General features: G+C 68.9%; 9 protein-coding genes and 1 pseudogene. 4 read left to right on the top strand and 6 right to left on the bottom strand.

Annotated elements, in window-relative coordinates:
• Positions 1 to 132: pseudogene (locus E1181_RS29905) on the top strand (IS481 family transposase); the annotation flags it as partial.
• 262 nt (positions 133 to 394) lie between these two features.
• Here E1181_RS29905 and E1181_RS29910 read toward each other — a convergent pair.
• The 6 genes from E1181_RS29910 to E1181_RS29935 all read right to left on the bottom strand — a co-directional run bounded on the left by E1181_RS29910 (position 395) and on the right by E1181_RS29935 (position 7,966).
• Positions 395 to 1,060 carry a VanZ family protein gene (locus tag E1181_RS29910; RefSeq protein ID WP_235877155.1) on the bottom strand — a complete coding sequence of 222 codons (666 nt, stop codon included), beginning with the start codon at positions 1,058 to 1,060 and terminating at the stop codon, positions 395 to 397.
• Between the two features lie 878 nt (positions 1,061 to 1,938).
• Positions 1,939 to 2,682, bottom strand: a complete 744-nt coding sequence (locus E1181_RS29915; RefSeq protein WP_132679766.1) for a succinate dehydrogenase/fumarate reductase iron-sulfur subunit — start codon at positions 2,680 to 2,682, stop codon at positions 1,939 to 1,941.
• Positions 2,682 to 4,574, bottom strand: coding sequence for a fumarate reductase/succinate dehydrogenase flavoprotein subunit (locus tag E1181_RS29920; RefSeq protein WP_132679767.1), 1,893 nt, complete (start codon positions 4,572 to 4,574; stop codon positions 2,682 to 2,684). The genes E1181_RS29915 and E1181_RS29920 overlap by 1 nt, the downstream gene beginning before the upstream one ends.
• 202 nt (positions 4,575 to 4,776) lie before the next feature.
• Complete coding sequence (locus E1181_RS29925) at positions 4,777 to 5,577, bottom strand: hypothetical protein (protein WP_132679768.1); 801 nt, start codon at positions 5,575 to 5,577, stop codon at positions 4,777 to 4,779.
• Between the two features lie 171 nt (positions 5,578 to 5,748).
• Positions 5,749 to 6,039 carry a hypothetical protein gene (locus tag E1181_RS29930; RefSeq protein ID WP_132679769.1) on the bottom strand — a complete coding sequence of 97 codons (291 nt, stop codon included), beginning with the start codon at positions 6,037 to 6,039 and terminating at the stop codon, positions 5,749 to 5,751.
• 115 nt (positions 6,040 to 6,154) lie between these two features.
• Complete coding sequence (locus E1181_RS29935; RefSeq protein ID WP_132679770.1) at positions 6,155 to 7,966, bottom strand: hypothetical protein; 1,812 nt, start codon at positions 7,964 to 7,966, stop codon at positions 6,155 to 6,157.
• 234 nt (positions 7,967 to 8,200) lie between these two features.
• On the opposite strand from E1181_RS29935, the gene E1181_RS29940 reads away from it, so the two are divergent.
• The 3 genes from E1181_RS29940 to E1181_RS29950 are packed head-to-tail and all read left to right on the top strand — an operon-like array spanning position 8,201 to position 11,807.
• A complete protein-coding gene (locus E1181_RS29940; RefSeq protein ID WP_132679771.1) occupies positions 8,201 to 10,459 on the top strand; it encodes a xanthine dehydrogenase family protein molybdopterin-binding subunit in 2,259 nt (752 codons plus the stop codon).
• A 56-nt stretch (positions 10,460 to 10,515) separates the two neighbouring features.
• Positions 10,516 to 10,989, top strand: coding sequence for a (2Fe-2S)-binding protein (locus E1181_RS29945; RefSeq protein WP_132679772.1), 474 nt, complete (start codon positions 10,516 to 10,518; stop codon positions 10,987 to 10,989).
• Positions 10,986 to 11,807, top strand: coding sequence for an FAD binding domain-containing protein (locus E1181_RS29950; RefSeq protein ID WP_132679773.1), 822 nt, complete (start codon positions 10,986 to 10,988; stop codon positions 11,805 to 11,807). Before E1181_RS29945 ends, E1181_RS29950 begins: the two co-directional genes overlap by 4 nt.
• The last annotated feature ends 314 nt before the right edge of the window (positions 11,808 to 12,121 follow it).

A 12,121-nucleotide genomic window follows, 5' to 3' on the forward strand; every position in this document is an offset into this window, starting at 1 on the left:
TACAGCACCGAGACCCAACGGCGCGCCGCCTTGCCCGGCTGGCTACACGGCTACAACCATCACCGCCACCACACCAGCATCGGCGGCCCACCCGCCAGCCGCGTAACCAACCTCTCAGGTCAGTACACCTAGTGGTTTCCGTGGTCGTTTTGCTGGTCGGTGCGAGTGGCGGAACCTGACACGCCTTCTGGACTCCGTGCGCCACTCCTGATGTATGCCAATACACGGCGTCGCGGCGTACTCGCCAGAAGACGTGTCAGAACCCGCGGCGGTGCGAGTTGCTCAGGTGGTGGTTACAGCTCGCGGCTACGCCGCTCGCACACGATCGCTCCCGCCCGCGTGACCGCTGGGCCGGTGGTCGGGAGCGCGACGGGAGAAGTCCCGACCACCGGGGTCAGCGGGTGCGTTGCAGCGGGCGCCGCTGCTGCGGCGGCGGGCCGACCAGGCGCGGCGGTTGGCGGAAGGCGTCCTGGCCCGCGAGCGCTGGGCGCTTGGTGAACACCGGCTGCTGCGGCAGGACCGGACGTCGGCGCGGGAGGCTCTGGCGGCTCTGCGCTGCCGCTTGGCGGCACTGCCGCTCGTGCTCTATGCGGGCGATGAGCAGCCAGACCGTCGGATCGGCGTCGCCGGTGGGCCGGTGCTGCGGTCGGCTCGTGGGGCTGATCCAGTACGGCAGCCGCACCAGCATGCCGCCGAGCACGGCACCGACGGTGTTGCAGACGATGTCATCGGTGGAGCAGACGCGGCCGCTGATCGCGACGAACTGGATCGCCTCGATCGAGGACGAGCACAGCAGGCCGCCGAGCGCGATCTTGGCCAGGTTGTCGAACCACGGAACGCGTTGCGGCACCAGCACGCTCAGCGGCAGCAGCAGCACGAGGTTGCCGGCCAGCTGGATCCACGGCTGCGAGTCGCCGGGCGCGGCGGCCAGCGCCTCCGAGACGTCGTTGCCGATGTCGGGCCGGAAGGGCTCCAGGGTCGGCACCTGAGGCGTGAAGACCAGGTAGCCCACGACCAGCACCGAGTAGGCGAGGGCGCCGTCGATCAACGGCTGCCGCATCACGAACGGCTCGGTTGAATAGCCGCGAAGCAATCCTGATCCGAATCCGACGGCGACCGCGATCAAGAGCAGTGTCGTCACCACCGGAACGAATCCGTCGAATGCCACGAGAATCTGCTGCACGTCCGCCGCACTTCCTCTGGCAGCCAGCGCCAGAACCACTAGGAACTCGTTCAATCCGCAACGGATCTCCCGAATACCTGGAAACCGTTGGGAATTGTCATTTCCAGCGGTCGGCGTTGACCGAAATCTTCTGGGGGTCTGCATCGGCCGGTGGCGGCCGGACGCCGCCTCGGGGTTTCACGACGTCCGGCCGCCGGCCCCTGTCACCGAGCGGGCGACAGGGCGGGGATTCGCGAGGTGGGAGGCCATTCGGCGGAGTGCTGGGCCCTCGTCGGGGTACGGGTCCCATCCGCTGTCCGGCCGACCTCGACGCGGTCCCCGCGACTGGTCGGTTGATATCCATCTGAATCGACTCCGTTCGCAATGGAACGTAACCGGCGAGTAGGCCTCAGCGACAGCCATGGCAAGAAGACGCCATAGCGTCAAGGGCTCTCCACAATGGACGCGAACCGGCCGATGAAACCGCCGCGAACTGCGATTCTCCAGAAGCAGTACGAGATACTCGCGTGATCAGCTCGAAATTTCACAGCTTTGCCAGCGCGCGGATATTCGTGAATTCCGCGTAACCGCACGTGAACACGACGACAAGTACCGTGAATAACGGGGAATCCCCCGGTGAACCCCCAGCCCAGCGCGAACCCGGACAGCGCCCGCCGGCTCAACCTACACGGCCGGATCCCTCCGGCGCAGCGACTCCCGCCGAAACCGAGAACGGCCCACCGATGTTCACCGGTGGGCCGTTTCGGAGGCGAAGATCACTCCTTCTTCTTCCTGAAGAACCTCAGGATCGGGTCGTAGCGGGTGTCGGCGACTCGTTCCTTCAGCGGGATGAGGGCGTTGTCGGTGATGTGGATGTTCTCCGGGCACACCTCGGAACAGCACTTGGTGATGTTGCACATCCCGAGACCGTGGTCTCCCCTGGCCTGCTCGGGACGATTCCGGGCCTCGTCGAGCGGGTGCATCTCCAGTTCGGCGACGCGCATCAGGAAGCGGGGACCGGAGAAGGCCTCCTTGTTCTCCTCGTGGTCGCGGATGACGTGGCAGGTGTCCTGGCAGAGGAAGCACTCGATGCACTTGCGGAACTCCTGCGAGCGCTGCACGTCGACCTGCTGCATCCGGTACTCGCCGGGTTCGAGGTCGGCGGGCGGCGTGAACGCCGGGACCTCGCGGGCCTTGGTGTAGTTGTAGGACACGTCCGTCACCAGGTCCTTGACCAGCGGGAAGGTCCGCAACGGGGTGATCGTGATCGTCTCGGCCTCGGCGAAGGTGGACATCCGGGTCATGCACAGCAGCCGCGGCCGCCCGTTGATCTCCGCCGAGCACGAGCCGCACTTGCCCGCCTTGCAGTTCCAGCGGACCGCCATGTCCGGCGCCTGGGTCGCCTGCAGGCGGTGGACGATGTCGAGGACGACCTCGCCCTCGTTGACCTCGACGGTGTAGTCCTGCAGCTCGCCGTCGTCGGCGCCGCGCCACACCCGGAAGTGCGCCTGGTACCCCATCACAGCTCCTTCGCGTGGACGTCCGAGAGCTCGTCCTCGGTGTAATACTTGCGCAGCTCCTCCGGCTTGAACAGCTCCAGCAGGTCCGGCCGCATCGGCACCTGCTGCTGCTCGGTGACCTCGACGCCGTTCCCCGACTGCTGGCAGACCAGCAGCTTCCGGCGCCACCCGGCTTCCATCGTCGGGTGGTCGTCTCGGGTGTGGCCGCCCCGGCTCTCGGTGCGCATCAGGGCCGCGCGGGCGACGCACTCGCTGACCAGCAGCATGTTGCGCAGGTCGATGGCCAGGTGCCAACCGGGGTTGAACTGCCGGTTGCCCTCCACTTCGAGGTGCTCGGCCCGTCCCACGAGCTCGCGCAGCCGGTCCAGCGCTTCGCGCATCTCCTCGCCCCGCCGGATGATGCCGACCAGGTCGTTCATCGCCTGCTGCAACTCCGAGTGCAGCGCGTAGGGGTTCTCGCTCCGCCCGTCGACGGGGTTGAACGGATCGGCGGCGCGCACGGCCGCAGCGTCCACATCGGACGAGCTGATCGACGGTCGCGCCGAGAGCCCCTGCACGTACCCGGCGGCGCCCGCTCCCGCGCGGCGGCCGAAGACCAGCAGGTCCGACAACGAGTTGCCGCCCAACCGGTTCGAGCCGTGCATGCCGCCGGCCACCTCACCCGCGGCGAACAGACCGGGCACCCGGGAGGCCGCGGTGTCGGGCTCGACCTCGACCCCGCCCATCACGTAGTGGCAGGTCGGTCCGACCTCCATGGACTCGGCGGTGATGTCCACATCGGCCAGTTCCTTGAACTGGTGGTGCATCGACGGCAACCGCTTGATGATGGTCTCGGCGGGCAAACGCGTTGCCACGTCGAGGAAAACGCCGCCGTGCTCGGAACCGCGGCCTTCCTTGACCTCGTTGTTGATGGCGCGCGCGACCTCGTCGCGCGGCAGCAGCTCGGGCGGTCTGCGGTTGTTGTCCGGGTCGTCGTACCAGCGGTCCGCCTCGGCCTCGCTGTCGGCGTAGTTGTCCTTGAACACCTCGGGGATGTAGTCGAACATGAACCGGCGGCCCTCGGAGTTGCGCAGCACACCGCCGTCACCGCGCACCGATTCGGTGACCAGGATGCCCTTCACGCTCGGCGGCCACACCATGCCGGTCGGGTGGAACTGCACGAACTCCATGTTGATCAGCGATGCCCCGGCGCGCAGGGCGAGGGCGTGCCCGTCGCCGGTGTACTCCCAGGAGTTCGAGGTGACCTTGAACGACTTGCCGATGCCGCCGGTGGCGAGGATGACCGCGGGCGCGTCGAAGAGCACGTACCGCCCGGATTCCCGCCAGTAGCCGAACGCCCCGGACACAGCGGGGCCGTCCTTGAGCAGTTCGGTGACCGTGCACTCCTGGAAGACCTTGATGCGCGCCTCGTAGTCGCCGAACTCCGCGTGGTCCTCCTGCTGCAACGAGACGATCTTCTGCTGCAGCGTGCGGATCAGCTCCAGCCCGGTCCGGTCGCCGACGTGCGCGAGCCTCGGGTACTCGTGGCCGCCGAAGTTGCGCTGGCTGATCCGGCCGTCCGGGGTCCGGTCGAACAGCGCCCCGTAGGTCTCCAGCTCCCACACCCGCTGCGGCGCCTCGCGCGCGTGCAGCTCGGCCATCCGCCAGTTGTTCAGGAACTTCCCGCCGCGCATGGTGTCGCGGAAGTGCACCTGCCAGTCGTCGCGGGAGTTGACGTTGCCCATCGAGGCGGCGATGCCGCCCTCGGCCATCACCGTGTGCGCCTTGCCGAACAGGGACTTGCACACCACGGCGGTCCGCAGCCCCGCCGAACGCGTCTCGATCGCCGCGCGCAGACCCGCGCCACCGGCGCCGATCACGACCACGTCGTACTCGTGCCGTTCGATCTCCACATCCAGTCCTTCAGGATTCGTTGGGAAGCGGCGGAGCCGCTTTCTCTTTCGCCGACCACCCTCGCCACCGGGGGTTCTGAGCGCGCTCCTGGCGAGGACGGCTCCGACGCCGTGAAGCGGCGTTCATGAGGAGGAGATCCCGCAGCCGGGGACGCGCTCAGGTCCCCCCACCTGCACCGCAACGCAGATCACCCCGACAACGTCAGTTGAACAGTCTGAGATCAGTGATGGCTCCGGCCGCCACCAACATCACGTACAGGTCGACCAGGGCCACCGAGGCCAGCGAGCACCAGGCCAGCAGCATGTGCTTGCCGTTGAGCCAGGTGATCTTGGTCCAGAGCCAGTAGCGCACCGGGTGCTTGGAGAAGTGGTTGAGGCGTCCGCCGATGAGGTGGCGGCAGGAGTGGCAGGACAGCGTGTAGGACCACAGCAGCACCACGTTGACCACCATCAGCAGCGTGCCCAGCCCGACCCCGACACCGCCGTCGGTGCCCTTGAAGGCGATCACGGTGTCGTAGGTGAGCACCGCCGCGACCAGCATCGCCGCGTAGAAGAAGTACCGGTGCACGTTCTGCATGATCAGCGGGAACCGGGTCTCGCCGGTGTAGCGGCTGTGCGGCTCGCCGACCGCGCAGGCCGGAGGCGACGCCCAGAACGCCCGGTAGTACGCCTTGCGGTAGTAGTAGCAGGTCAGCCGGAACCCGAGCACGAACGGCAGCACGAAGATCGGCGGCGGAATCAGCCATCCCAGGTCCGGGAACGGTTGGCCGAAGTGGCTCGACCCCGGCACGCACGCCTCGGACAGGCACGGCGAAAAGAACGGCGCCAGGTAGTTGTGCTCCGGTACCCAGTACCACTGGTTCATGAACGTGCGGACCAGGCCGTAGACCACGAAGGCCATCAGGCCGAGGAAGGTCATCAGCGGTGGAAGCCACCAGCGGTCCGTGCGCAGCGTGCGCGCGCCGATGCGGGCCCGGCCTGTGGAGCTAGCGAGTGCGGACATTCGTCGACCTCGTTGTCAGGAGTCGTCCGACGTGCTCAGCATGAGGCCGCTCATTGTGGATCAGGTCGCACCGCGCCAGGTAGTCCCCCAAAGGGCGCAACTTCTCCCCATGGGGATGCGCGAATCGCCTTGCTCGGGGAGTGCCGGTGGCACCGCATCCGCCCGCTCGGATCAGTGCCGGAACTGGCCTCCGAGCCCCTCGTCGTCGGCGTCCTGCCACAGCGACGGGTCGTAGGGGGTGTCCGGAACGATCACCACGTCGTCGCGGGCGTCGTCGCCGGTCCGCGGGGTGGGGACCACGGCAGACAGCTCGCCGGCGTCGATGTCGAGCCGCTCGATGTCGTTGTGGATCCGGCGCACCACCGCGGCGTCGCCGTAGCGCTGCCGCAGCGCTACGGCGCTGGTGCGCAGCTGCGCCAGCACCCGCTGGAACTCGGCCAGTTCGGTCGTCGTCGGGGCCATCGCGAACACCTCTCGCGCCTAGGTGGTGGTACCTCCGCCTAGACTCTGCCCGCCACGGCGAAATGTGACAAGTACCACATCAAACGATCACCCGGCCCGTACCCCGAACGGGCCATTACGGCGAGTCGGTCGCGAGACCGGACTCGGCCCGGGCTCGCTCGGCGCACGGCGGGCCCGAGATGGCCCGGCCGATGCGCTGACCACCCCAGCCCAGGGCGAGGACGTAGGCCAGCGAGAGGACCGCCACCACCGCCGAGGCGGCGGGCCAGAGCCAGTCCGGGACGCTGGGAGCCGCTCCGCGGCGCAGCAGCTGGTACTCCGGCAGCGCGTCGCGGGTGAACTGCGCGGGCGTCGGGACGCCCGGATTGTTCCGGGCCTGGTCAGCGGGCAGGTACACCGGCATCGCGAGGATCGCGCGACCGGAGTGCAGCCGGATGATCGTCTTCCACGGCGCGTGGACGGGCATCGCCAGGTTGGTCCGGTAGACGCCGGGCTCCACCTCGGTGAGCCGATCGACGTGCAGCGAACCGCCGTGCCAGCCGGTGATGGTCAGCCAGGTCGGGTGCTTGGCGATCGGGGCGGGCTCGATGCGCACCACGGCCTGTTTCGTGCGCTCGTCGACGGCCACGCTGGCGCGCACGCCGTCCGGCGAGGTGCCGACCAGCCCGTTGACGACGGCGACGGCGATCCCGGTGACCGCCAGCCCGAACAGGGCGTTGCGCGTGCGCGCGGGCGGCAGCTCACCGCGCAGCGCCCGCACCAGCAGCGCCCCGAGCAGGCCGCCGCAGACGCCGCCGGTCAGCGACATCAGGACGCCCTCCGGCAGCATGTCCGGCGACCACGGCAGCCGGTAGGCCGCGGCGGTCCACAGGTATTCGCTGGTGTAGCCGATGGTTCCGATCAGGAGCCCGGAGAACACGCCCAGCACCAGCGGCCTCCGGGCCAGCGCGGTCGCGGCCAGCTCCACGCACAGCGCCTCGACCACGTACATCGGGATCGCCGCGGCCGGTCCGCCGAGCACCGGCCCGACGAGCAGGGTGATGCCGCCGCGGGTGAGCACGAACAGCGCGACCGCGAGCATCGCGCCGCCGGGCCCGACCCACAGCCGCGCGGCCACCAGCGCGCAGCCGGCGGAGACGGCGATCAGCAGCGGCTGGAAGACCATCCGGAACTGCGGGACGCCGAAGTCCCACTCCGCCTGGAAGACCGACAGCCCGACGAGCAGCGCCCCGCAGAGCAGGCCGCGTCGGACGTAGAGCGCGCGCATCGTCTCGGCGCGGCCGGTGCGCACGAACCTGCCCTCGCGCTCCAGCAGCGCCATGGCCACCAGCGACAGCGAGACGCCGCCGATGACCATCAGCCGCGCGGGTCCCCACAGCGTGACGTCCTGGCCGAAGAGCCTCTGCCACACGGCGTCGAGCGGGAATCCCAGCAGCGAGAAGAAACCGGCGATCCCCAGCAGGAGTCCGCTGGTGGGCGCTTCCCAGCACTTGGTGATGCGCAGCGCGGCGCGGCCCGGGTGCTCGCCGACGGGCAGCACCATCGCGAGCGTGCCGGCGACGCAGAGACCGAAGATCCCGAACAGGATCGGGTAGTGCGCGATGTTGGACAGCGGCCCGGAACCGCGGCCCTCCGTGATGCGCAGCGCGATGTCCCAGTAGAGGCCCAGCAGCGTCACCAGCAGCGAGGTCAGCGCCAGCCGCAGCGGGAGCGCGGCCCAGCCGGGAAGTCCTCGCAGCAGCCAGGAGTGCTCGGATCGTTCGGCGAGGCGGGCGAGCACCGTGATCTTCCCGGTGCGGTGGCCGTATCCCAGCACGATCAGCAGTGCGGCCAGCAGCCCCGCACTTCCCGCTGCGATGAGGATCTGGACCAGGTTCGCGCCGTCCGTCGGGGCAGGGCCCAACAGCTGCTGGAGGAACGAGGTCATGCCGTGATCGAACACTAAACCTTCGACAATGTCAGGCCGTACTGTGACATTCAACGTTGTCAGAGTGCTGGTTCACCCGAACGGTGGAATCTTTCGGTGATCCTTCCGTCACGCAGAATCCACGACACGCCGACTTCTTCAAGCGTCAAGTCTTGTGGCTCACAGTTCGGAGCACAAGACTCTCGGTCGGTTCCCGAACTATTGTGATCTGATCCTGTTGACTGCGAGGCAGCTTTGAGCATTCTCGGCACCCGGGTCCAACGTGTCGAAGACCCACGCCTTCTCACAGTCGGCGGCACCTACGTGGACGACCTGCGTGAACCCGCCCTGCAGGGCGCACTGCACGTCCTCTTCGTCCGCAGCCCGCTGGCGAACGCCACCATCACCGAAGTGGACGTCGACGAAGCCAAGTCGGCTCCCGGCGTGCACGGGGTCTTCACGGCCGACGACGTCGACCTCCCGCCGTACCCCTCGGGCGGCAGCCTCTCCGGCCCCACCCCGGCCGGCATGGACCGACCCCACCTGGCCAAGGGCGTGGTCCGCTACGTCGGCGAGCCGGTCGTGGCGGTCGTCGCCGAAACCCTGGGCCAGGCCCAGGACGCGGCCGAAATGGTCTCGATCGACTACGACCCGCTCGACGCGGTGATCGACCTCGACGAGGCGCTGGCCGACGAGAAGCTGGTGTTCCCGGAAGCGGGCACCAACGTCATCGGCACCGCCGGTGAGCTCGACGACTCGCTCTTCGCCGACTGCGAGGTCGTCGTCAGCAAGCAGATCCTCAACCAGCGCGTCGCCGCGGCCTCGCTGGAAGGCCGTTCGGCGGCCTGCGCGTGGGAGGGCGAGAAGGTCACCTTCTGGCTGTCCAACCAGAACGCGCAGTCCTGCCGCGACGAGCTGATGGCCAACCTCGGCCTGCCGCAGGAGAAGCTGCGGGTGATCACGCCCGACGTCGGTGGCGGTTTCGGCGCCAAGATCGGCTCCGAGCAGGAGGCCGCGCTGCTGTCGCTGGTGTCCAAGCAGGTCGGCAAGCCGGTCAAGTGGGTCGAGACCCGCAGCGAGAACCTGGTGGCGATGACCCACGGCCGCGCGCAGCGGCACGTGGTCACCATCGGCGGCCGTCGCGACGGGACGGTCCAGGCCTACCGGCTGGAGATCGTGCAGGACGTGGGCGCCTACCCGCGGATGGGCGCGTTCCTGCCGGTGTTCACGCAGATGATGGCCAGCGGCGTCTACGACATCCCGAAGGTCGAGTCGCGGGCGCAGACGGTGGTCACCAACACCACGCCGATCGGCGCCTACCGCGGTGCCGGACGCCCGGAGGCCACCGCCGCGATCGAGCGCGCGATCGACCTGTTCGCCGCCGAGATCGGCGCCGACCCGGCCGACGTGCGACGCGCGAACCTGGTGAAGCCGGAGCAGTTCCCGTACCAGACTCCGGGCGGGATGCTCTACGACTCCGGCGAGTACATCAAGGGACTCGACTCGGTGCTGGACGCCGCCGACTACGCCTCGCTGCGCGAGGAGCAGGCCAAGCGGCGCGCCGACGGCGCCACCAAGCAGCTGGGCATCGGCCTGGCCAGCTATGTGGAGATCACCGCGCCGAACAACACCGAGGGCGAGACCGGGCACGTCGAAATCCGCCCGGACGGCAGCGCTCTGGTGCTCACCGGCAGTTCGGCGCACGGCCAGGGCCACTGGACGACGTTCGCGATGCTGGTGTCCGAGCAGCTGGGCATCGACCTGGACAAGATCGAGGTCGTGCACGGCGACACCGACCTGATCCCCAAGGGCGTCGGGACGATGGGCTCGCGGTCGCTCCAGCTGGGCGGCACCGCCGTGCACCGCGCCGCCGTCGACGTCAAGGACAAGGCCCGCAAGCTGGCCGCCGAGATGATCGAGAGCGACGAGGCCGACATCGAGCTCACCGACGGCAAGTGGCAGGTGCGCGGCGCCCCCAACGTCACGGTGTCGTGGGCCGAACTGGCGCAGAAGGCCGAGGACGGCCTGGCCGCCGACGTGCACTTCGTGGAGGACCGGCCGACGTTCCCGTTCGGCAGCCACCTCGCGGTGGTCGAGGTCGACGTGGAGACCGGCAAGGTCGACTACCTGCGGCACATCACGGTCGACGACGCGGGCGTGATCGTCAACCCGATCCTCACCGAGGGCCAGCGGCACGGCGGCATCGCGCAGGGCGCGGCGCAGGCGCTGCTGGAGGAGGTCTCCTACGACTCCGACGGAAACCCGCAGAACGCCAGCTTCGCCGACTACGCGATCATCACCGCCGCCGAGCTGCCGAGCTTCGAGCTGCTGACGATGGAAACACCCACCACGCTGAACCCGCTGGGCGCCAAGGGGATCGGCGAGGCCGGGACGATCGGCGCCACCCCCGCGGTGCAGAACGCGGTGGTGGACGCCCTGTCCCACCTGGGTGTTCGGCACATCGACATGCCGACCACGCCCGAACGGGTGTGGCAGTCCATCAACCAGGCATAGACAACCCGCTGATCTTGTTCAGGTAGTGCACCTGAGAAGCGTTGAGGAGTTCCTTCGTGCAAGTTTCGATCAACGTCAACGGCGAGCAGCGGAGCCACGAGGTCGAGGACCGCACCCTGCTCGTCCAGTACCTGCGCGACGACTGCGAGCTGACCGGCACCAACGTCGGCTGCGACACCACGTCCTGCGGCGCGTGCACGGTGCTGCTCGACGGCGAGTCGGTGAAGTCCTGCACCGTGCTCGCCGCGCAGGCCGAGGGCAGTGAGGTCACCACCATCGAGGGTCTGTCGGACGGCGAGCAGCTGCACCCGATGCAGCGCGCGTTCCAGGCCAACCACGGCCTGCAGTGCGGTTACTGCACGCCCGGCATGGTGATGGCCTCGGTGTCGCTGGTGGAGGAGAACCCGGACCCGACCGAGGCCGAGGTCCGGTCCGGTCTGGAGGGCAACCTCTGCCGCTGCACCGGTTACCACAACATCGTTCAAGCCGTGCTCGACGCGGCCAAGGAGAAGCAGGGGGCCGCGGAATGATTCCTGCCGCCTTCACCTACAAGCGCGCCACCACGGTCGACGAGGCGCTGAACCTGCTCGCCGAGCACGGCGACGACGCGAAGCTGCTGGCCGGCGGGCATTCGCTGCTGCCGCTGATGAAGCTGCGGCTGGCGGTGCCGGAGGTCGTCATCGACGTCGGCGGCCTGCGCGACCTGTCCTACATCCGCGAGGAGGGTTCGCAGATCCGCATCGGTGCCCTGACCAGGCACCACGACATCGAGCACTCGGACCTGCTCAAGCGCGAGGCCCCGCTGCTGGCCCACGCCGCGGGCACCATCGGCGACCCGCAGGTCCGCCACCGCGGCACCATCGGCGGTTCGCTGGTCCACGGCGACCCGGCCTCGGACCTGCCTGCGGTCGCGCTGGCGCTGGACGCGGTCCTGGTCGCCCAGGGCCCGTCGGGCACCCGCGAGATCGCGATCACGGACTTCTTCACCGACTTCTTCGAGACCTCGCTCGGCGAGGACGAGCTGCTGGTGGAGATCCGGATCGAGAAGAACTCCGCGCAGGGCTGGGACTTCCAGAAGTTCACCAAGCGCGCCATCGACTGGGCGGTCGTCGGCGTGGCCGTCGCGGGCAACCGCGTCGCCCTGGTCAACATGGGCCCCACCCCGATGCGCGCGGCAGGCGTCGAGGAAGCACTGGCCTCGGGCGCCAACCCCGCCGAAGCAGCGGAACGCGCGGCCGAGAACACCTCTCCCCCGGACCAGCCCACGGCCAGCGCGGACTACCGCCGCCACCTGGCCAAGGTCCTAGTCCGAAGGGCCCTCGAAGCCTCGGCCAGCCGAGCCGGCTGATCATCACCCCGAAGGGCGCCTCCGGCACCGCCGGAGGCGCCCTTCGGCGTCTGCGCACAACACCTGCGCCCACACCACCTCACCTCGCCCACGGGTTACCGGATTACGCCGGTAATCCGGTGCCCGAATACGGCCGTAATCCGGGTTGGTGGTGACCGGGCGGGGTTTGGCTGCTCGGGATTGCCTGGGGGTCGGGCTGGTCGAAGGACGTTGACGAGCTGCGGAAACCCAGCTTCGGGTCCGGGTGCGCGTTAGCGTGGGGTGGTGGGTGAGGTCCGGGTCGGGACTTCCGGGTGGGTGTACGGGCCTTGGCG

It is taken from the genome of Saccharopolyspora terrae (assembly GCF_004348435.1).
Lineage (GTDB): Bacteria > Actinomycetota > Actinomycetes > Mycobacteriales > Pseudonocardiaceae > Saccharopolyspora > Saccharopolyspora endophytica.

Coding starts and splice junctions, on each gene's coding strand:
- E1181_RS29935 (WP_132679770.1), bottom strand. CDS start 7,966: ATGACCTCGTTCCTCCAGCAGCTGTTGGGCCCTGCCCCGACGGACGGC.
- E1181_RS29950 (WP_132679773.1), top strand. CDS start 10,986: ATGATTCCTGCCGCCTTCACCTACAAGCGCGCCACCACGGTCGACGAG.
- E1181_RS29915 (WP_132679766.1), bottom strand. CDS start 2,682: ATGGGGTACCAGGCGCACTTCCGGGTGTGGCGCGGCGCCGACGACGGC.
- E1181_RS29910 (WP_235877155.1), bottom strand. CDS start 1,060: ATGCGGCAGCCGTTGATCGACGGCGCCCTCGCCTACTCGGTGCTGGTC.
- E1181_RS29925 (WP_132679768.1), bottom strand. CDS start 5,577: ATGTCCGCACTCGCTAGCTCCACAGGCCGGGCCCGCATCGGCGCGCGC.
- E1181_RS29930 (WP_132679769.1), bottom strand. CDS start 6,039: ATGGCCCCGACGACGACCGAACTGGCCGAGTTCCAGCGGGTGCTGGCG.